This is a genomic window from Pseudonocardia yuanmonensis (assembly GCF_039542425.1).
Classification (GTDB): Bacteria; Actinomycetota; Actinomycetes; order Mycobacteriales; family Pseudonocardiaceae; genus Pseudonocardia; species Pseudonocardia yuanmonensis.
In genome coordinates, this window is the sequence record NZ_BAABIC010000002.1 from 345,207 (window position 1) to 364,654 (window position 19,448).

General features: G+C 76.4%; 20 protein-coding genes. 10 read left to right on the forward strand and 10 right to left on the reverse strand.

Annotation, left to right across the window (positions count from 1 at the left end):
* The first annotated feature begins 15 nt into the window (after positions 1–15).
* From ABD990_RS04070 to ABD990_RS04090, 5 genes are all read left to right on the forward strand, one after another.
* Positions 16–594 carry an Rv1733c family protein gene (locus ABD990_RS04070; RefSeq protein WP_345378407.1) on the forward strand — a complete coding sequence of 193 codons (579 nt, stop codon included), beginning with the start codon at positions 16–18 and terminating at the stop codon, positions 592–594.
* On the forward strand, positions 591–1,580 hold the full coding sequence (locus ABD990_RS04075; protein ID WP_345378409.1) for a CBS domain-containing protein: 990 nt from the start codon (positions 591–593) through the stop codon (positions 1,578–1,580). The genes ABD990_RS04070 and ABD990_RS04075 overlap by 4 nt, the downstream gene beginning before the upstream one ends.
* Positions 1,577–2,281, forward strand: a complete 705-nt coding sequence (locus tag ABD990_RS04080) for a CBS domain-containing protein (protein ID WP_345378411.1) — start codon at positions 1,577–1,579, stop codon at positions 2,279–2,281. Before ABD990_RS04075 ends, ABD990_RS04080 begins: the two co-directional genes overlap by 4 nt.
* A 157-nt stretch (positions 2,282–2,438) precedes the next feature.
* The gene (locus ABD990_RS04085; protein ID WP_345378412.1) at positions 2,439–2,771 is read left to right on the forward strand and encodes a helix-turn-helix transcriptional regulator; all 333 of its coding nucleotides are present in this window, start codon (positions 2,439–2,441) and stop codon (positions 2,769–2,771) included.
* A 247-nt stretch (positions 2,772–3,018) separates the two neighbouring features.
* Positions 3,019–4,089 carry a TerC family protein gene (locus ABD990_RS04090; protein ID WP_345378413.1) on the forward strand — a complete coding sequence of 357 codons (1,071 nt, stop codon included), beginning with the start codon at positions 3,019–3,021 and terminating at the stop codon, positions 4,087–4,089.
* 238 nt (positions 4,090–4,327) lie between these two features.
* Here the strand turns inward: ABD990_RS04090 and ABD990_RS04095 are convergent, their stop codons facing one another.
* Both ABD990_RS04095 and ABD990_RS04100 read right to left on the reverse strand, forming a co-directional pair.
* Entirely contained in the window at positions 4,328–4,795 is a 468-nt protein-coding gene (locus ABD990_RS04095; RefSeq protein ID WP_345378414.1) for an Hsp20/alpha crystallin family protein, read from the reverse strand.
* 116 nt (positions 4,796–4,911) lie between these two features.
* Positions 4,912–6,036, reverse strand: coding sequence for a CapA family protein (locus ABD990_RS04100; protein ID WP_345378415.1), 1,125 nt, complete (start codon positions 6,034–6,036; stop codon positions 4,912–4,914).
* Between the two features lie 245 nt (positions 6,037–6,281).
* Here ABD990_RS04100 and ABD990_RS04105 point away from each other — a divergent pair, with 245 nt between their 5' ends.
* Entirely contained in the window at positions 6,282–7,151 is an 870-nt protein-coding gene (locus ABD990_RS04105; protein WP_345378416.1) for a universal stress protein, read from the forward strand.
* 28 nt (positions 7,152–7,179) lie between these two features.
* Here ABD990_RS04105 and ABD990_RS04110 read toward each other — a convergent pair whose 3' ends face one another.
* The 3 genes from ABD990_RS04110 to ABD990_RS04120 are packed head-to-tail and all read right to left on the reverse strand — an operon-like array spanning position 7,180 to position 10,465.
* Positions 7,180–8,928: a SulP family inorganic anion transporter gene (locus ABD990_RS04110; RefSeq protein WP_345378417.1), complete on the reverse strand. Its 1,749-nt coding sequence runs from the start codon at positions 8,926–8,928 to the stop codon at positions 7,180–7,182.
* Entirely contained in the window at positions 8,925–9,902 is a 978-nt protein-coding gene (locus ABD990_RS04115; protein ID WP_345378418.1) for an Acg family FMN-binding oxidoreductase, read from the reverse strand. The genes ABD990_RS04110 and ABD990_RS04115 overlap by 4 nt, the downstream gene beginning before the upstream one ends.
* Positions 9,902–10,465: a flavodoxin domain-containing protein gene (locus ABD990_RS04120; protein WP_345378419.1), complete on the reverse strand. Its 564-nt coding sequence runs from the start codon at positions 10,463–10,465 to the stop codon at positions 9,902–9,904. Before ABD990_RS04120 ends, ABD990_RS04115 begins: the two co-directional genes overlap by 1 nt.
* Positions 10,466–10,720: 255 nt before the next feature.
* Here ABD990_RS04120 and ABD990_RS04125 point away from each other — a divergent pair, with 255 nt between their 5' ends.
* From ABD990_RS04125 to ABD990_RS04140, 4 genes are read left to right on the forward strand one after another with little or no spacing between them, the layout of a single operon-like run.
* Entirely contained in the window at positions 10,721–11,611 is an 891-nt protein-coding gene (locus ABD990_RS04125) for a universal stress protein (protein ID WP_345378420.1), read from the forward strand.
* Between the two features lie 38 nt (positions 11,612–11,649).
* Positions 11,650–12,570, forward strand: a complete 921-nt coding sequence (locus ABD990_RS04130) for a universal stress protein (RefSeq protein WP_345378421.1) — start codon at positions 11,650–11,652, stop codon at positions 12,568–12,570.
* Complete coding sequence (locus ABD990_RS04135) at positions 12,567–13,481, forward strand: universal stress protein (protein ID WP_345378422.1); 915 nt, start codon at positions 12,567–12,569, stop codon at positions 13,479–13,481. Before ABD990_RS04130 ends, ABD990_RS04135 begins: the two co-directional genes overlap by 4 nt.
* 38 nt (positions 13,482–13,519) lie before the next feature.
* The gene (locus ABD990_RS04140; RefSeq protein WP_345378423.1) at positions 13,520–14,521 is read left to right on the forward strand and encodes a zinc-dependent alcohol dehydrogenase family protein; all 1,002 of its coding nucleotides are present in this window, start codon (positions 13,520–13,522) and stop codon (positions 14,519–14,521) included.
* Positions 14,522–14,552: 31 nt separating this feature from the next.
* Here the strand turns inward: ABD990_RS04140 and ABD990_RS04145 are convergent, their stop codons facing one another.
* The 5 genes from ABD990_RS04145 to ABD990_RS04165 form a co-directional block, all read right to left on the reverse strand.
* On the reverse strand, positions 14,553–14,738 hold the full coding sequence (locus ABD990_RS04145; protein WP_345378424.1) for a hypothetical protein: 186 nt from the start codon (positions 14,736–14,738) through the stop codon (positions 14,553–14,555).
* A 166-nt stretch (positions 14,739–14,904) separates the two neighbouring features.
* Complete coding sequence (locus ABD990_RS04150) at positions 14,905–15,906, reverse strand: Acg family FMN-binding oxidoreductase (RefSeq protein ID WP_345378425.1); 1,002 nt, start codon at positions 15,904–15,906, stop codon at positions 14,905–14,907.
* A 136-nt stretch (positions 15,907–16,042) separates the two neighbouring features.
* On the reverse strand, positions 16,043–17,497 hold the full coding sequence (locus ABD990_RS04155) for a bifunctional aminoglycoside phosphotransferase/ATP-binding protein (RefSeq protein WP_345378426.1): 1,455 nt from the start codon (positions 17,495–17,497) through the stop codon (positions 16,043–16,045).
* A complete protein-coding gene (locus ABD990_RS04160) occupies positions 17,494–18,354 on the reverse strand; it encodes a universal stress protein (protein WP_345378427.1) in 861 nt (286 codons plus the stop codon). The genes ABD990_RS04155 and ABD990_RS04160 overlap by 4 nt, the downstream gene beginning before the upstream one ends.
* Positions 18,351–19,355: an Acg family FMN-binding oxidoreductase gene (locus tag ABD990_RS04165; protein ID WP_345378428.1), complete on the reverse strand. Its 1,005-nt coding sequence runs from the start codon at positions 19,353–19,355 to the stop codon at positions 18,351–18,353. The genes ABD990_RS04160 and ABD990_RS04165 overlap by 4 nt, the downstream gene beginning before the upstream one ends.
* Positions 19,356–19,448: the final 93 nt, after the last annotated feature.

Genomic DNA, 19,448 nt, shown 5'->3' on the forward strand with positions numbered 1-19,448 from the left:
GAAGGGTGACCCGCAATGCGCGCCGATGAGCACACCAGCCCGCCCCGGCCGGAGCGCCGCGGCCGCCGGCTGCCCCGTCGCCGGTCCGACCGCGTCGCCGACCTGACGGCCTGGGCGGTCTGTGCCGCGGTCCTGCTCGTGCTGGGCGTCTCCGTCGTGGTCGGCCTCCGGGTGCACGACGGCCTGTCCGAGCGGGTGACCGCGGAGGCCCGGGACCGCACCCGGATCACCGCGGTCCTGACCGAGGACGTGCCCGTCCTGCCCGAGGGCGGCAACCACGTCCCGGCCGACGTGCGCTGGACCGATCGCGACGGGGTCGAGCACGTCGGCCGCACCGAGGTGACGGGCCCGAAGCAGGCCGGCGACCCGGTCGTCGCCTGGGTCACCACGGACGGCCGGCTGGTGCGGTCCCCGCTGACCACGACCGAGGCCTTCTTCGTGACGGCGGCGACCGTGGCCGGCGTCCTGCTGGTCGGCGAGTTCGTGGTGGCCGCGCTCGGACACCTCGCGTTCCTCGGGGTCGGCCGGATGCACGCGGCCGAGTGGGAGCGGGAGTGGGCCGACGTGGAGCCGCGCTGGCGGAGCACCCGATGACCGCCGGTCCGGGCACCGGACTGCGGGCCGACGACGTGATGAGCAGCCCGGTCGTCACCGTGCGGACCGGGACTCCGATCGCGCCGGCCGCCGCGCTGCTGGCCGCGCACGGGTTCACCGCGGCACCGGTGGTCGACGCGGACGGGCACCTGCTCGGCCTCGTGACGGAGGCCGACCTGGTACGGGACCGGTTCCGGCCCGAGGGGTGGCCCGAGGGGGAGGCACCGGAGGTCGTCGACGAGGTCATGTCCGGGACGCCGCTGGCGATGCGTCCGGAGGACGACCTCGCGGACGTCGTGTCGCTGATGCTCAGCTCGCACGTGCGGTCGGTGCCCATCGTCGACGACGGCGACCTGGTCGGCATCGTCACCCGCCGGGACGCCCTGCGGGTCGTCGCGCGCGCCGAGCACGGGGCGGAGGAGGTGCGCCGCCGGCGTGGCCTGCCGCAGCGCCCCACTTCCCGCGTCGAGTCACCGCGGGGCCGCGTCGTCGTGGGCGACGACGGGTCGCCGGGTGCGGCCGCCGCGCTCCGGTTCGCGCTGCACGAGGCAGCCCGGCGGGGGGCCGTGCTCGAGGTGGTGTCCGCCTTCACCGTGCCGGCGCCCTGGCCGGTCGTGTACGGCGTGCCGCAGGTCCCCACGCCCCGCGGGTTGGCCGCGGAGATCGAGCGCGAGCTGCGTGTCCGCGCGGCCGTGGCCGCCGAGGAGCTGCGCGCCGGGCCGGTGTGCGAGGTCGTCCCCGAGATCGCGGTGCGGGCGGTGCCGGGGGATCCCGGGCAGGTGCTGAGCGGTGCCTCGCTCGGTGCGGACCTGGTCGTGGTCGGGTCCCGCGGCCGCGGGGCCGGGGCGAGCCTGCTGCTCGGGTCGGTGGGCCTGCATTGTGTGCTGCACGCATCCTGCACCGTCACGGTCGTGCAGTCGCCGACCGTGCCCGACGAGGCCGCGCGGCGTGCCGCCGCGCCGGCGGCCGTGGAGGTGGCTCGATGACCTCACTACGCCGGACCCTGGTCGCGGAGGTCATGACGACGGACGTCGAGGCGGTCGGTCCGGACGCCCCGGTCGCCGAGATCGTGGCGGCGCTGCGCCGACGCGGTGTGCGCGCGCTGCCCGTGGTCGACGGGGAGTACCTGCTCGGCGTGGTGTCCGAGGCGGACGTGCTCCTCCTGGCCGAGCACGACGACGTGGAGCGGCCCGTGCTCCACCGGCGCCACCGGTGGCACCACCGGCCGGACATCCCGCCGCGCACCCGCGCATCCGACCTGATGACGACGGACGTCGTCGCCGTCTCGCCGGGGACCGGGGTGGCCGAGGCCGCGCGCCTCATGGCGGCGCACCGGCTGGGCTGGCTCCCCGTGGTCGACGGCCCGACGGGTCACCTCGCGGGCCGGCCGGCCCACCTCCGTGGCGTGCTCGGCCGCTCGGACCTGCTGCGGGTGTTCGACCGCCCGGACGAGGACCTGGCCCGCGAGGTCCGGGACGAGGTGCTCGGCCGCATCCTGCTGATCGACCCCGGGGACGTGGACGTGACGGCCTCCGGCGGGGTCGTGACGTTGGAGGGCCGGGTGCCCACGCACGCCGACGCCATGGTCGCCACCGCCCTGACGCGCCGGCTCGAGGGTGTCGTCGACGTGGTGGACCGCCTCACCCACGACGTGGACGAGCGGAAGGTCGACGTGAAGACCCTCTAGCTGCCGGGGCCGTCGTCGTACGTTGCTGCCTACGCGAATCACAGTTCGTCTGTCCGGGGAGACACCGGGAGATGAGCTAGGATCGCCGCGAGCAGCGAGGGGCTCGTGGGTCGTACCGGTCGGGAACGGCCACGGCAGGCGATCCGGGGGTGGCGGCATGAGCTCGCCCGGGCGTCGTCTCCCCGAGTGGACGTTCCTGACCAACCACGGTCACGTCCTGCTCGCGCTGGCCCGCGACCCCCAGGCCCGGTTGCGGGACGTGGCGACCAGGGTCGGCATCACGGAGCGGTCCGTGCAGGCCATCGTGGCCGACCTCGAGGACGAGGGCTACCTCACCCGCATCCGGGTCGGGCGGCGCAACGTCTACCAGCTGCACCCCCATCGCCGCTTCCGGCATCCGGCCGAGGCCCGGCACCGGATCGGCGAACTCCTCGCACTGTTCGCCGACCACGACGGCCCCGCGCCGGGGACCGACCCCGACGACGCCTGAACCGGGCGCCGCGCCGGTCGACGCCCCTCTCCCGTCCGGAGGGCCCGCCGGGACGCGAGGGGTTGCCGAAAAATACGAAGTGCGCTTCACTCGTTGGTGTTGGTGGAGGGGAGTATCCCCAGCCGTCCTCGTCGTCAGTCCGGCCGTGCGCGGCCCGGCGAGCGGGGCCGGGCCGGCGCGTCGACGCGGGTTCCGGCCGGGAGAGACCTCCGGAGTCGCTCGTGCTGCGCTGCCGGAGGTGTCGTCGGTGTCCGTTCCGTTGTGGGCATGGTTCGCCGTGCTCGGTGTCGTCCTCGCCATACTCGCCGTCGATCTGTTCGCCCACCGGCGGGCCCACGTCATCGGGCTGCGGGAGGCCGCGGCGTGGTCGACGGTGTGGGTGCTGCTCGGCGTCGGGTTCGGCGCCCTGATCTGGTGGATCCACGGCGCCGAGTTCGGCCAGCAGTACTTCGCCGGCTACGTGATCGAGAAGTCCCTCGCGGTCGACAACGTGTTCGTCTGGGCGATCATCTTCAGCTGGTTCGCCGTGCCCGCCGAACTGCAGCACAGGGTGCTCTTCCTCGGAGTGCTCGGCGCCCTGGTCCTTCGGGGGATCTTCATCGCCGCCGGCGCAGTGCTGATCGCGAACTTCTCCTGGGTGCTGTACGTGTTCGCGGCGTTCCTGGTCTGGACCGGCTACCGGATGATCCGCCGCCGCGACTCCCACCTCGACCCGGGATCCTCGCGAGTGCTGCGGCTGTTCCGCCGCTGGATCCCCCTGAGCGACGCCTACCACGGCCGGCGCTTCCTCGTCCGGCGCGACGGGACGCTGCTGGCCACTCCGTTGCTCGCGGTGCTCGTGTTGATCGAGGTCACCGACGTCGTCTTCGCCGTCGACTCCATCCCGGCGATCTTCGCGGTGACGGAGGAGCCGTTCCTGGTGTTCACCGCGAACGCCTTCGCGATCCTCGGGCTGCGCGCGATGTACTTCCTGCTCGCCGACCTCGTCCACCGCTTCGTGTACCTGAAGGTGGGGCTGGCGGCGGTCCTGATCTGGGTGGGGATCAAGATGCTGCTCAAGGTGGACCTGTACTACATCCCCACCACGGTCTCGCTGGCGGTCATCGCGACCATCCTCGGCGTCTCGATCGTCGCCAGCCTGCGCGCCACCCGCGGACAGGAACGCCGCCCGCTCGCCGCGCCGACCACGCCCCCGTTCCGCACGGCCACACCCGAGGAGATCGCGGCCCTCGAGCCGGTCCTCACCCGCCGCCACCGCGTCGACCGCCGCACGCCCGGCACGAACACGGAACCGACAGAGCCGAGGCCCCCCGCGTAACCATCGGCTCGCGGCGGGATCGGTGACCGGCGCGGTGCGGCCCTCGACGGTCGGGACCAGTGCTCGACCACGCCGAAGCCGCTGTGCAGCGGGGCCAGGAGGGCCGCGGCGCGCCGGTGCGGACCACGATCTCCACGTCGGCGGCCGCCCTCGATGTCGCGGACGCGCATGGCGGTTCCTCCCGTCCGCAAGCGGGGTGAGACCCCCCGAGGGCGTGGCACCCCGTCGGATCGAGGGGTCAGGAGCTGCTGACCGGGATGGTGGTCGGCTTCTTCGCCTCGGGCTTCGGTGGCATCGGGACGCGGATCTCGAGGGTCCCGTTCCTGTAGCTCGCGGTGATGTCGCCCTCGCTCACGCCCTCCGGCAGTGGGAGGGTGCGGGTCATGGAGCCGTAGCGGATCTCGTGGCGGGTGTAGCCCTTGTCCTCGCGGTCCTTCTCGATGCGGCGCTCGGCCTTGATGCGCAGCATGCCCTCGGCGGCGGTGATCTCGACGTCCTTCGCCGGGTCGATCCCGGGCAGGTCGGCCTTGATCACCTGGGTGTCGCCGTCGCGGTACTCGTCGACGCGGATCAGCTCCTCGCCCGTCCAGTCCAGCCCGAACGGGCGGCGCATCGGCAGCGACCGGAACCACTCGTCGAACAGGCGGTCCATGCGGCTGAACGGTGCGACATCGGTGCCCTTGTCGCGGCGCGAGATCATGCTCATGGAAGGTCCTCCTCCTCGTCCGTCCCGGGTCCTCCCCGTCGGGACGTCCCCGACACTCCGCTCCCGTCGCGCCGCTGCGCAGGGCCGTCCGTCCCGGGGCCGGACGCCGGACGTCCTCACACGACCTCGAGGTCGAGCAGCCCGTCGGCGCCGACCCGGATCCGGCATCCGAAGGGTCGGCAGACCCGGTCGAGCGTGTGGGCCAGCCAGTCGGCATCCTCGGCGGGAGCTCGTTCCAGCCGCAGATGGCGGGCCCGCAGCGGGATCATGCGCAGCCGTCGCAGGGCACCGGTGGCCCCGTCGAGCGTGGCCAGGTACGCCGCCCGCAGGTCGGGCCGGTACTGCTCGTAGCCGCTGATGCCCTCGTAGTCGTCGACGAGGTCACCGCAGCCGTGGAGGACGAGCCGGCCCCGGTGGACCTCGATCGGTCGCGGGTGGTGGGAGGAGTGTCCGTGCACCAGGTCGACCCCGGCGTCGACGAGGTCGCGGGCGAACCGCCGCTGCTCGGCGGCGACCTCGTAGCCCCAGTTCGACCCCCGGTGCACGGACACCAGCGTGAGATCGCCCCGGGTGCGCACCGCTGCCAGACTCCGCACCACTGCGTCCACGCCGCGGTCGCCGGACTCGGGGAGCAGGGCGACCCCCGGCGTCGTGCCGGTCGCCGCCCAGCCGGGCGGGACCCCGCTCGAGGTGTGCGCGACGGAGAGCACGACGAGCCGGGCGCCGGTGTGGAGCGGGAGCACCGCGGGGCGCCAGGCCTCGGTCGCATCCCGCCCCGCGCCGGCGGTCCGCAGCCCGGCCGCGGCCAGGACGTCGAGCGTCTCCCGCAGACCGTCGGCACCGAAGTCCAGGACGTGGTTGTTCGCGAGGCAGCACAGGTCGGGGTCCAGGGCACGCAGGGTGGATAGGTTGGCCGGGTGCATCCGGTAGTGGACCGCCTTGTGCGGAGCGAACGCCGATGCGGTCGTCACGGCGTTCTCCAGGTTGACGATGCGCACGTCCGGGCCGGTCCTGTCGAGCAGCGCGAGCAGGTCGCCCCACGGCCATCCGGGAGCAGCCTGCCGGGGCACCGCGCCAGTCGCGGCCTCGGCGAGCTCCACGTACGTGCGGGCGTCGCGCACGAACCGTTCGCGCAGCTCCGGGCTGCCGGGGTGGGGGAGGATCTGGTCGATGCCGCGTCCGAGCATCACGTCGCCGGTCAGGAGGATCGTCACCTCGTCGTGCGCCCGCGCTGCGCCCATGCCCGGCACACTCGCCGCACCGGGCGGGCAGCGGCACGGGCGAAGGTCCCCGGGGTCGACCGGGTGCCACGCGGCTCGCCACAGGGCGGTCCGCCCACCGCGGGCGCCCGATGAGCGGGCGCCCGGTAGGGCCGGACGCCCCTGGTTGCCGGGTGAGGTCCGGAACGGGCACCGTGCCGCCGTGCCCTGTCGCACACGGCCCCGCGCTGTCAGCCTGGTGGGGACCGGGAGACGAGGGGGACACCGTGGCGGACTCGGAGAAGGGCGCAGCCGGGCGTCCGGTGGTCGTGGGTGTCGACGCGACGCCGTCCGCGGAGGCCGCCGCCACGTGGGCGGCCGAGATCGCGGACGCCCGCGGCGCACCACTCCACCTGGTGCTCGTCGGGGCCGACACCTCCGCGCCCGGCTGGTTGACCGCACTGGCGGCGAGCCTCGGCGCGCACGCCGACGTGGTACCGGGGCCGGGTGAGCCGGAGACCGTGGCGGACACCCTGCTGGCCCGGGCCGACGGCGCCGACCTGCTGGTGGTGGGGAGCCACGGCACGGGGAGTTCGGGGGGACTGCTCGCCGGCACCGCCGCCCTGCGGCTGGCCGGGTCCTCGCCCTGCCCGCTCGCCGTCGTGCGGGGTTCAGAGACCGACCGGACGCCGCCGACGACCGGGCCGGTCGTGGTCGGGGTCGACGGCACCGGGGCGGGGAACGACGCCCTCGACCTCGCGGCCGATCTCGCCCGCGACCTCGGCGCACCCCTGCTCGCGGTGCACGTGTGGTCGGACGTCGTCGCCGGCGCCGGGGGCGGTGCCCACCGCCGCCCCGAGGACTGGTCGGAGCTGGCGGCCCGCGGGGAGGGCATGGCGGCCGAGGCACGCCGACGGGTCGCCGCGCGCGTCCCGGATCTCGCCGTCGAGGCGCGCTCGGTGGAGGGCACGGCCCTGCGCACGCTGCTCGACCTCGCCGAGTCGGCCCGGATGGTCGTCGCCGCCCCGCGCTCCGCGTCCCGCGCACCCCGGCCCGACGACGGCGTGCTGCTCGGCTCGACGAGTCGCGGGCTCGTCGGCTTCGCCCCCTGCCCGGTCGTGCTCGCCCCGGTCCGCGTCCCGGCCCGCACCGGCTGAGCGCGGTGCAGATGGTTGTCGGTGGGCGTCACACCGCGGGCGGCCCGCCGCCCCCGACGGGACCCGGCGGCCCGGTCGGCTCGCCCGTCGCGGCCCGGTAGGCGGCCACCGCCGTCGGCAGCGTCGGGTACAGCCGTTCCGGGGGGATCGTCTCCAGTACCCCGCCGGCGGCGAGGTCCTCGACCAGTTCGCGCTTCGCCCGCGCGACCGCGACGACGACACCGCGCTCGGTGAGCTCGCGGGCCAGGCCGCAGAGCATGTCGGCCGCCGTCACGTCGAGCTCCGTGACCGCCTCCAGGTCCAGCAGCACCCAGCGGGCGGGCGTCGTGCCGTCGGCGACGGCGAGCACGCTGCGGCGGAAGTCGTCCGCGTTGGCGAAGAACAGCGGAGCGTCGTACCGGTGCACGACCAGCCCGGGGACCGGCTCGGTACCGGGCAGGTCGTGGACGTCGTGCATCCCGGGGACGCCGGGGGCGAAACCGAGCACCGCCGAGTGCGGCCGGGCGATCCGGCGGACCAGGTCGAGCAACGACAGCCCGACGGCGGCGAGCACCCCGTACAGCACACCGAGGGCGAGCACGGCCGCGACGGTGGCGACGGCGAGCAGCAGCTCGCTGCGCCGGAAGCGGGCGATCCGGCGGAACTCCCCGACGTCGATCAGGCGCAGGGCGGCGTAGACCACCAGGGCCCCGAGGGCGGCGCGGGGCAGCGCCTCGAGCACCCGGCCGCCCGCGAGGAGGACGACGACGACGGCGAGGAGGACCACCACCGAGTGCAGCTGGCTCCGCGCACCGGTGGCGTCGCCCAGGGCGGTCCGGCTCCCGCTGCTGCTGACCGGGAACGCCCCGACGAGGCCGGACGCGAGATTCGCCCCGCCCAGCGCGAGCAGCTCGCGGTCCGCTCGGAGCGGGACCGCCGTGCGGTCGGCGAAGGCGCGCCCGGTGAGGACGACGTCGGTGTAGCCCACCACCGCCACCCCGAGTGCGGGCAGCATCAGCGACCCGACGTCGGCGAGGCCGAGGTCCGGCAGGCCGGGGACGGGGAGACCGGCCGGGACCGCGCCGATCGTGGCCACCCCCCGCTCGTCGAGCCCGAGCGCGGCGACCGCGCCGGCGGCGAGCAGCACCGCGAGGAGGGGGACCGGGGCCCGGGGCGCCAGCAGGGCCCCCAGCCCGAGGAGCGCGAGCACGGTGAGCCCGACGACGAGGGTCGGCAGGTGCGTCTGGCCGAGCCGGGTCGCGAAGGAGACGACCTCGTCCGTCGCCCCGTCGCCCTCGACCGTGACGCCGGTGAGGGGGCCCAACTGGCCGATGATCATGATCACGGCGATGCCGGCCAGGTAGCCGACGAGGACCGGGCGGGACAGGAGGTCGGCGAGGAAGGCGAGCCGGGCCGTGCGGGCCAGCACGCACACGACGCCGACGACGAGCGCGAGCCCGGCCGCGAGGGCGGCGTAGCGACCCGGGGCACCCCCGGCCAGGGGCGCGATCGCGACCGCGGTGAGCAGCGCGGTGGTGGACTCGGGGCCGATCGACAACAGCGGCGAGGACCCGAGCAGGGGGTACACGGCCAGCGCGGCGGCGGCCGCCCAGAGCCCGGCCACCGGTGGGAGGCCCGCGACGGCGGCGTAGGCCAGCACCTGCGGCACGAGGTAGGCGGCCACGGTCAGCCCGCCGACGAGGTCACCCCTGAGGGCGGGCCACCGGCGCCGGCGCAGGGCCTCGACGCCGGGCGCGAGACCCGGCGGCGAGCGCGGCGGCCGGACCTTCCGTGTCACGGACGCAGCAGGACCGAGGCCAGCGGACGGCGTGGCGTCGGCGCGAGCGGCGGGGCCTCGGGCAGGGGGAGGCCCAGACGGATCACGATCTGCGGCTGGTCGGGTGTCCCCAGGACCGCGCGCAGCCGTTTCCGTGCCAGGGGCAGCTCGACGGCCTGGCTGAGCGGTGCGGTGGCCAGCCCGACGCGGGTGGCGTGGAGCAGCACGGCGCTGGTCGCCTCGCCCGTCGCGAGCCGGGACGCGGTGTCGTCCTCGGCCGTGGCGAGGACCAGCAGCGTCCCGCCGTCGGGGCCGAGGTCCCGGCCCGGGGCCAGCGTCCCGGAGGGGAAACGCTGGAGATGCGGCACGTCCCACTGCCCCGTCCGCACCGGCACCGCGACGCGCGGGACGCCGTCGTGCGCGTCGGCGTAGCGGTGCGTCCAGATCAGCAGCTCGGCGAGGTAGCCGGGCTCGTGCCGCTGCTCGCGGGCGGCGAGCCGCAGGACCTCGTTCATCCGTTGCAGGACGCCCGGATCGGTCACCGGGTACGCGACGACCCCGAAGCCCCGGGCGCGGTCGACGAGTGCGGCCAGCCGTGCCGCGGGAACGGGCTCGGCCGAGTAGCGGCGGCGGTCGGTGTGCCGGCGGGCGATCTGGCCGAACAGCGCGGCCGCGGAGCGGTCCGGCGGCCCGTCGACGACCCGCACCGTCGCCAGGTGCCCGGACTTCTCCGGATCGGGCAGGACGTCGACCTCGGCGGCGACCCCCAGTCCCGCCAGGGCGACGCGCAGGTGGTGCAGCGCCGCCCCGCAGCTGATCAGGAGGTCGCGGCGGTCCGGATCGGTACCCGGCAGGTGCCGCGCCGGGTCGGCGTGCAGCTCCACCTCCGCGCGGCGCAGCCGCCAGCGCCAGGGCTGGGTGTTGTGCACCGACGGCGCCCGCAGGGCGAGCCGGACGGCACGCTCGAGGAGGGCGGTGTCGACCTGGGTGGACATCACGGGCTCACGTGCCCGACGGGCTGCAGGCTCTGCGCGATGGTGCGCGCCCAGGCGCGGATCCGCTCCGGGTCCCGGTGGTCCCCGGCGAGGTCGCCGCGGGCCATCCACCGTGCGAGGCCGTGCGCGGTCGCCGGGTCGAGCACGCCACCGAAGGTGACCGGCGGGTCCGCGTCGATGTCCTCCCGCAGCCGCCGGACCGAAATCGGCTCGGCCGCGCCCTGTTCGGCCTGGTGGGCGGCGTCCGGTCCGCACGGACCGGACTGGAACAACCAGACCCGGCGCCCGCGGAGCATGACGGCGTGCCGGCGCAGGAAGCGCACGGCGTCGTGGCGCCAGCGTCCGGCGTACAGCGCGCTGCCGAGCACGACGGCCCGGTAGCCGGCCAGGGTGACGTCGTCGGCGGCCGCGTCGGTGGCGGTGGCGACGTCCACCCGCAGGCCCTGGGCTCGCAGCTCGTCGGCCACCACGGTGGCGATGCCGGCCGTTCCGCCGGCCTTCGACGCGTGCACGACGAGCACGTCGGCGTGCCGGTCCGGTCCGGTCCGGTCTGATGTGGACATCTCGCTCCCTCGACGTGTCGATGCTCCGCCCAGCGTGCGCCCACCCGCGCGCCGGCAGGAGAGCCCGCGGACCCCGCGCCGGCGGGCCTTCCGCCCTGCGACCGCCCCGGCACCCGCCCCCGTCCGTCCCCCGGAGCAGGGGCCTTCGGCCTTCCGGCGCCGGGCCGGAGAGCCGATGTGGACACCGGGACCCGCGAGGGACCCTCGGTTCCGGCTCCGGAGGCCTTCCGGGGGAGACGCCTTCGAGGAGGAACGATGACCAGTGGCCACGCCGGAGCGGTCGTGGTGGGCGTCGACGGCTCGGACAGTGCCCTCGACGCCACGCGGTGGGCGGCCGCGGAGGCGGCGCGCCGGGGCTGCGGGCTCCGGCTCGTGGCCGCCGTCGCCCACACGATGTTCCGCCCGATCGGGGTTCCGCAGCTCGGGCAGGAGTACCAGCGCCGGGTGTGGGAGCGGGCGGCCGACGAGCACCTGACCGCCGCGGTGGCCGCGGCACGCGAGGCCGCACCCGGGATCGACGTGCAGCACGAGGTCCGCGACGGCGAGGCGCGGCGGGTGCTGTGCGCGGAGTCGGAGCGGGCCGCCCTGCTGGTGCTGGGGAGCCGGGGGCGGGGCGGGTTCACCGGCCTGCTGCTCGGGTCCGTCGCCGTCTCCGCCGCGGCCCACGCCTCCTGCCCCGTGGTCGTCGTGCGCGGCCAGGCCCTCCCGCACGGTCCGGTCCTGGTCGGGGTCGAGGGCCGGGGCGACGAGGACGAGCAGGCGCTCCTGTTCGCCTTCGAGGAGGCCGCGCTGCGGGCGGTCCCCCTCGTCGCGGTGCACACCTGGAGCAGCGCGGTGCTCGATCCCTTCCTCGTACCGACCCTGGACCCCAAGGCGGTGCTCGCCGAGGAGGAGCAGCTGCTCGAGGAGCGGGTCGCCGTGTGGCGGGGCAAGTACCCCGGCGTCGAGGTGCACCTCGCCGTCGCCTTCGACGGCGCCGCGGGCGCGCTCGTCGCCCGGTCCGAGGGGGCCGGCCTGGTCGTCGTCGGGGCCCGGGGGCTCGGCGCGGCCGGCGGGCTGACGATGGGCTCGGTGAGCCAGGCCGTGCTGCACCACGCCGCCTGCCCGGTCGCCGTGGTGCGCCCCGAGACCACCGACCACGCCTGACGGCTCCCTCCGCCAGGACCCCCCGAGAGGACACCTGCATGAACGAGAAGCACCCCGGCGGCCCGGTCGTCGTCGGCGTGGACGAGTCGGAGTCGGCGCGCGACGCCGTGCGCTGGGCCGCCGAGGAGGCGGTGCTCCGGCATGCGCCGCTGCGCGTCGTCCTCGCCTTCGCCCCGATCCCGGCCGGACACGTCGGCAACCCGGGGCTGGGCACCGCCTACCGCCACACCATGACCGAGGCCGCCCGGGCGGTGCTCGACGCGGCCGCCGAGCAGGCCCGCCGGCTGGCCCCCGACGTGGCCGTCGAGTCCGAGCTGTGCCAGGGCTTCCCCGTCCCGGTACTGCTCGACGAGTCCGACCACGCGCAGCTGACCGTGGTCGGCAGCCGGGGGCTGGGCGGCTTCACCGGCCTGCTGCTCGGTTCGGTGGCCGGCGCCCTGGCCGCCCGGGGCGGGTCACCGATGCTCGTGGTCCGGGGGAGCCGGGACGAGCGGACCGGCCCGGGGACGGGGGAACCGGACACCCGGCCCGTCGTCGTCGGGGTCGACGGGTCACCGACCAGCGAGGCCGCGGTCGCCCTGGCGTTCGAGGAGGCCGCGCTGCGGCGGGTGCCGCTGGTGGCGGTGCACACGTGGCTCGACGACATGATCGAGCCGACCCTCGCCCCGGTGGTCGACTGGGACGCCCTCGAGACCGAGGAACGGTCCCTGCTCGCCCAGCGGCTGGCCGGCTGGTCGGAGAAGTACCCGGACGTCGAGGTCCGCCGGCTGGTGGAGCGGGACCGCCCGGCCCGGGCGCTGCTGACGGAGACGGCGCAGGCACAGCTGGTGGTCGTCGGCTCGCGGGGGCGGGGGAACGCCACGGGCCTGCTGCTCGGCTCGGTGAGCCATGCACTCCTGCACCACGCGCACTGCCCGGTGCTGGTCGCCCGCCCGGACCGCGCGGAGAAGAACCGATGAGCGGTGCGGGCAACGGCGTCGTCGTCGCCGGGATCGACGGGTCGGACCTCGCCGCGGAGGCCGCCCGGTGGGCCGCGGCGTACGCCGCCCGGCACGGTTGCGTGGTGCGGCTCGTCCGTGCGTACCAGCTGCCCCGGTCCTCTCCGCTCGAGGCGGTGGAGCGGATGCGCCACCACACCGAGCGGCAGCTCTGGGTCGCGGCGCGCCTGGCCCGGGGCGTGGCGCCGGAGGTCCCCGTGGACCAGGCCGTCGTCGAGGGTGACCCGGCCGAGGTCCTCACCGCCGAGTCCGCCGCCGCGCGGGCGCTGGTCGTCGGGACCCGGGGGGTGGGCGGCTTCGCCGGCCTGCTCGTCGGCTCGGTCGGCGACACGCTCGCCCGGTCCGCGGAGTGCCCCCTCGTGGTGGTCCGCGGCCCGGTCGAGTCCGACGCCGCGCTGGCCGACGGCGACCGGGTCCGTCCGGTCGTGGTGGGCGTGGACGGCTCGCCGGCGGGCGAGGCGGCCCTGGCGTTCGCGTTCGCCGAGGCCGACGCCTGGTCCGCCCCCCTGGTCGCGGTGCACGCCTGGGCCGAGTTCGTCGAGGATCCCGCGGGCATCACCCGGTCCGAGCTCGAGAGCCTCGAGCAGGAGGAACACGAGGTGCTCGCCGAGCGGCTCGCCGGTTGGGGCGCGAAGTACCCCGGGGTCCGGGTGTCGCGGGAGGTGGTCCACGGCCCGGCCACCCGGTCGCTGGTCGCGCGGTCGGTGAACGCGCGCCTGGTCGTCGTGGGCTCGTTCGGCCGCGGCGGGTTCGGCCGCGTCCTGCTCGGCTCGACGAGCCGGGCCCTGCTGCACCACGCCCACAGCCCCGTCGCGGTCGTCCGGCCGGACGCCGCCGCGGGCCGCTCGGACGGACGCGAGGAGCCCCGTTGACCACCCCGGGCGGCGCCGGGCGGTGAGGGGAGGCCCGGATGAAGGCGTGGATCGTCCGCAGGCCGGGGCCCGTCGTGGCGGGCCCGCTGGCCCGGGTGGACCGGGAGGACCCGGAGCCCGGCGCGGGTGAGGTCCGGGTGCGGGTGTCCGCGTGCGGGGTGTGCCGGACGGACCTGCACCTGGCGGAGGGGGACCTGCCCCCGCACCACCCCGGCACGGTGCCGGGGCACGAGGTCGTCGGCGTGGTTGACGCGCTGGGCACGGGGACGCGGCGGTTCGCGATCGGGGACCGGATCGGCATCGCGTGGCTGCGCGGGACGTGCGGACGCTGCCGGTTCTGCCGGACCGGCCGCGAGAACCTCTGCCCGGACGCCCGCTTCACCGGCTGGGACGCCGACGGCGGCTACGCGGAGTACGCCGTCGTCCCCGAGGCCTACGCCTACGCGCTGCCCGCGCAGCTCGACGACGCGACCGCCGCGCCGTTGCTGTGCGCGGGGATCGTCGGCTACCGGGCTCTGAAGCGGGCCGAGCTGCCGCCGGGCGGCCGGCTGGGGATCTACGGGTTCGGGGCCTCGGCGCACGTGGTCGCGCAGGTCGCGATCGCGCAGGGGGCCACGGTGCACGTGCTGACCCGCTCGGCGGAGGCGCGGGAGCTCGCGCTGGCGCTGGGCGCGGCGTCGGCCGGGCCGGCCGACGGGATGCCGCCGGAACCGCTGGACGCGGCGGTGACCTTCGCGCCGGTCGGGGAGCTGGTGCCGGTGGCGCTGCGGGCGCTCGACGCGGGCGGCACGCTCGCGATCGCCGGGATCCACCTCACGGACGTCCCGGCACTGGACTACGAGCGCGAGCTGTTCCGGGAGCGGCAGCTGCGCAGCGTCACGGCGAACACCCGGGCCGACGGGGAGGAGTTCCTGCGGCTCGCGGCCGCCCTGGGAATCCGGCCCACGGTCGACCCGCGGCCGCTGTCGAGCGCGGACCGGGTCCTGGCCGACCTGGCGGGGGACCGGATCACCGGCGCGGCCGTGCTGCTGCCCGACTGACGGGGACGGCCGGCACCGGCGCCGCGGGGCCTCAGCCCGCGACGTGTCCGAGCCGGACCCCGGAGAAGTCGACGACGGCGCCGGATCCGTCGTCCCGGACCGAGCCGATGTGCACACCGGCGAAGTCCCGCACCTGCCCGTTCGCGTCGACGGTCCCGATGCGGACGCCGCTGTCGTTGACGACGAAGGTGGTCGACGGGGCGAGGGTCGTGGTCATGGTCGCTCCTGGTGTCGGTGGTGTCGGTGGTGTCGGTGGTGTCGGTGGTGTCGGTGGTGTCGGTGGTGTCGGTGGTGTCGGTGGTGTCGGCTGGTGTCGGCTGGTGTCGGTGGTGTGGGGGTCCGTCGGGCGTGGGGACGGTGAGGTGGTCGAGGCGTCGTCCCGGTCAGGACTCCTCGAGGCCCTCCACCTGGTCGGACAGCGGGCGCCGGGGCGACTCCGGCACGGCCTCGCCGGGCGGGGCCCATCCGACGCGCAGCACGACCTGCGGGGACAGCGTGCCGTCGAGGACCTGGTCGCGGACGAGCGCGCGGGTGCCCGCGAGCTCGAGGGGCTCGGACAGCGGACAGGTGGCCAACCCGAACGACGTGGCCCGCAACAGGACCGCGCTCATGGCCTCGCCGGCCCGCAGCTGGGAGAGCCGGTCGTCCGAGGAGGTGCCGAGGACCAGCAGGGTGGCCCCGTCGGCCGGTGCGCCGCCCTCGGCCATCTCGCCGGCCGCGAAGTGGCGCGGCGGCACGCCGCCCTCGGTGTCACCGGGAACCGGCACGGCGCTCACGGGCACACCGTCCTCCGAGCTCTGCAGGCCGGACCACAGCGCGAGTTCGGTGTCGTAGCCGGGGACCGCCGCGTGCTCGGCCGCGGCGGCCCGCACGGCCAGCGCCAGGGTGCGCAGGGCCCGGCCCTCCGGCACCACGCGGAGCAACGCCCCCCGTTCGGCGGCGCGGGCGGCCAGGTCGGCGAGGTGCTCGGCCGGGACGGGCCAGTCGGTGTAGCGGCGGCGGTCGGTGCGGCGCCCGGTGACGGCCGAGGCCGCGTCCACCTCGGACCTCTCGTCGGCCGGGCTGCTGCCGGTGTCCGCCACGCCGAGGCGGACGGTCGCGAGCAGGTCGGGCCGCTCGGGGTCCGGCAACCGGACCACGGTGGCCGGCACCTCCAGAGCGCGGAGCGCGACCTGCAGGTGGTGCAGCGCGGCGCCGCAGCTCAGCACGAGATCGCGCCCGTCGGTGTCGGTGAGGGGGAGCCACCGGGTGAGGTCGGCGTAGAGGTCCACGCGATCGTCGCCGACCCGCCAGCGCCACGGCTGGGAGTTGTGCACGGAGGGGGCCCGGGCGGCCAGTGCGAGCGCGGCCCGCACGGTGCCGAGGTCGACTCGGGTCGTGGTCATGGTGTTCGGTCCTCCGACGGTGTCCGGTGCGTCTCGTCCCATCCAGCCAGAGCGTGGGTGCCGGCCCCAGGTGTCGCTGGTCGTCGCCGTGGGGGACTTGGGTCCCGCCCCGACGGGTCCTGCGTGCCGGCCGTGCTCACCCGGCCGCCTCGTCCCACACACGGGCGGCCTGCGCCACGCTGTGGGCGAGCGGGGCGTCGGTGCGGACGACCACCGCGTCGGGCCAGCGGTCCGCCACGGTCGCCATCCGTCGTGCGACGGCGACGGTGGCGTCGGAGGCCGAGCCGCGGCGGGTGCGGATCCGCTCGGCCGCCACGGCCGCGGGTGCGGCACACGACAGGGCGACCAGTTCGACGTCGGCCGCGCGGGCGACGTCGGCGGCCCGCGCGCGCGGACCCGCGGCGGTCCACGAGGCGTCGAGGACGACGGACTCGCCGAGCCCCAGCAGGCCGGCCGCGCGGTGCAGCAGGTCGGCGTAGACGTCGGCGGTGTGGGCGGGGTCGTAGAGCCCCGCGCCGAACTCGGCCGCCGCGGACGTCGTGGGGTCGAGTCCCGCGCGCTCCTTGCGCAGCCGGTCGCTGGACAGCAGCACGGCGCCGGTCCGGTCGGCCAGCTCGCCGGCCACGGTGGACTTGCCGGTGCCGGGCAGGCCTCCGACCAGCGCGAGCCGGGGAGCGCCGCGCCGCAGGTGCGTCGCGGCCAGGGCGAGGTGGGTGCGGGCGTCGTCGGCCGCGCGGGGATCGTCGTTCTGCGCCCACCGCAGGCAGGCGACCTTGGCCCGCACCCCGGCCCGGTAGGCGACGTAGTGGTGGGCGAGGGTGGCCGGTGCCGGGTCGCCGGCGAACTCGGCGTAGTCGGCGAGGAACCGCTCCGCCGCGGCGCCCGCCCCCAGGCGTTCGAGATCCATCGCGAGGAAGGCGGCGTCGTCGAGGCCGTCGACGTACCGGAGGCGGTCGTCGAAGTCGAGGCAGTCGAGGATCCGGGGCCCGTCGTCGAGGCAGAAGACGTCGTCGGCGATCAGGTCACCGTGCCCGTCGACGACGCGGTCGGCGCGGCGGGCGAACAGCGGGCCGCGCCCGTCGAGGAAGCGCAGTGCGAGCCGGCGGACCGTGTCGAGCGAGCGGCCGGGCAGCGGCGCGTCGCGGTACGGCTCCAGCTCGTCCAGGTTGCGCCGCCACCGCTCCCGCAGTGCGTCCCGGCCGCCCTCGGCGGCGACGACGACCGACCGGCGTGCGCCGGCGTGGAAGGCGGCCACGGCCCGGGCGACCTGCCGGAGCTCGTCGGAGACGTCCGCGCCCCCGGCGAGCAGGGCCGAGAGCCGCCGCCCGTCGGGCATCCGGCGCATGACGAGGACCGGCTCCGCGCAGCCCGCGCCGGTGAGCTCGGCCGCGCCGAGGTAGACGTCCGGCGCGAGACGACGGTTCAGCTCCAGCTCCCGAGTGATCGCCGCGTGTCGCCGCTCCGGGGTCGAGAAGTCGCAGAAGGCCGTCCGCACCGGCTTCTTCACCTTGTAGGCGCGGTCGCCCACGAGGACGACGACGCCGACGTGGGTTTCGCGGACGGCGGCGCCGGGCCAGGGTGACGACGTCACCGCGGCCCGTCGGCCGTCTCGGGAGCGGGGACGGCGACCAGCACCGGGCAGCCGGCCAACCGGATCGCCGTCCGCGTGGTCGAACCGAGCAGGCGCCGGTGCCCGCGGCCGGGCCCGACGACGAGCAGGCCCGCCGATCCCGAGTGCTCGACCACGGCCTCGTACGGCCGTTGCCGCAGCACCTCGACCGAGGTGACCACGCCGGGCTCGGCCAGGGCGAGGGTCCGCAGGACCCGTTCGATCGCGTCCCGGGTGTCCGCGCCCTCGGAGGCGTTGTGGGCGGCGTGGACGACCTCCAGGCGCACCCCGCGCCGGGCCGCGGCCCGGTGGGCCACGGTGAGCACGCCCAGGTCCGCGGCGGGATCGCCGACCGCGGCGACGACGGGGCCGTCGGTGGTGCCTCCGCGCGGCACCACCACGACGGGCCCGTGTGCCCCGGCCACGAGGTCCAGCGCGAGCGAGCCGACCAGCGCGTCGCCCACGTGGCCGGTGCCGGCGAGCCCGACGACGAGCAGGCCACCGAGCCGGCCAGTCTGCTGCGAGGTCTCCACCAGCGCGGCGAGGGGGTTCTGGTCGAGCAGGACGGTGTGGGCCGGAACGTCCGGTGCGAGGCGGTGCGCGACCGTGTAGGCGCGGGCGAGGATCCGGGAGGCGTGCGCGCGCAGCGAACCGGCGGAGCCCGCCGCGTACGGGGCGGCGTGGACGAGGGTGAGGGGACCGCCCCGGGCGGCGGCCTCCGCGACCGCCCAGCGGACGGCCCGCAGACCCGCGTCCGTGCCGTCGACGGCGACCGTCACCCCGTTGCGTTCGGCCGTCGGTCCCGGGCCGGGGTGCGGTGCGGTCGTGGGGGCGGTCATGACGGGTCCTCCCGGGTCGGGTCGTCGGCGTCGACCAGCAGCTCGGACAGCGGCCGGCGGGGGGTGCCGGGCACCGGCCAGCCGTGCCCGATGCGCAGGACGACCTGCGGCGGGCGGGCGCCGCTGATCAGCCGTCGCATGTGCTCGCGCACGTCCGGCACCTCCACGAGCTGGGAGAGGAAGGAGGTGGCGAGCCCGTGGGCGGTGGCGGTCAGCAGGACGCGTTGCATCGCCTGGCCGGCCCGGATCTCCTCGTGCAGCCCGTCGCCGTGGACGCTCAGGACCGCGATCAGCGGGTCCGCCTCGTAGCCGTGGTCCGGACCCGAGCCGGCGCTGAAGTCGCGCATGACCCAGGCCGCGTTGGGCCAGGGCACCGGGCCGGCCGCCGACAGCGGGACCCCGTCGGCGTGCCCGCGCTCGCGGGCGGTCCACCGCTCCAGCTCGGCGACGAAGCCGGGATCGGCGATCTGGCGCTCGTGCGCGCGCCGGGCGAGGTGGCTGAGCGCCGCCCGCGTGGCGGGGTCGGTGACGAGGTCGAGCCAGGCGCCCTCGTCGAGCGCGGCGCGGCGCAGGGCGTGCCGGGCCGGGTTCGCGACCGGGTCCGCGGTGAAGGGACGCCGGTTGGTGTGGCGGTGCGGCATCGCCGCCAGCAGCCGGCGCTCGGCCGGGGTCGGCGGGCGGCCGCCCCCGCGCCGCACGACGGCGACCAGGTCGGGCTCGAGGGGGTTCGGCAGCACCGTGACGAGGGGCCTGACCCCGTGCCCGGTGAGGGCGAGCCGCAGGTTGAACAGGGCGGCCCCGCAGGCGAGGCGCATCTCCCGGCCGGACGGGTCGGCCACGCGCGGCCGGCGTTCCGGGTCGGCGTGCAGCTCGATGCCGTCGGCCGTGACGCGGAAGCGCCAGGGCTGGGAGTTGTGCAACGAGGGCGCGAGGGCCGCCGCGTGCAGGACGTCCTGCAGCTCGGGCCCGCCCAGTCCCAGTCCGCCACTCGTCTCGATCATCACCACGGTCCGCCGTCCCTCCTGTCCGGGACGAGACTCCGGCAGGGTCGGCCGGTGGGACCAGCGACGAAGGTCCCTGGTGGTGAGGGTGTT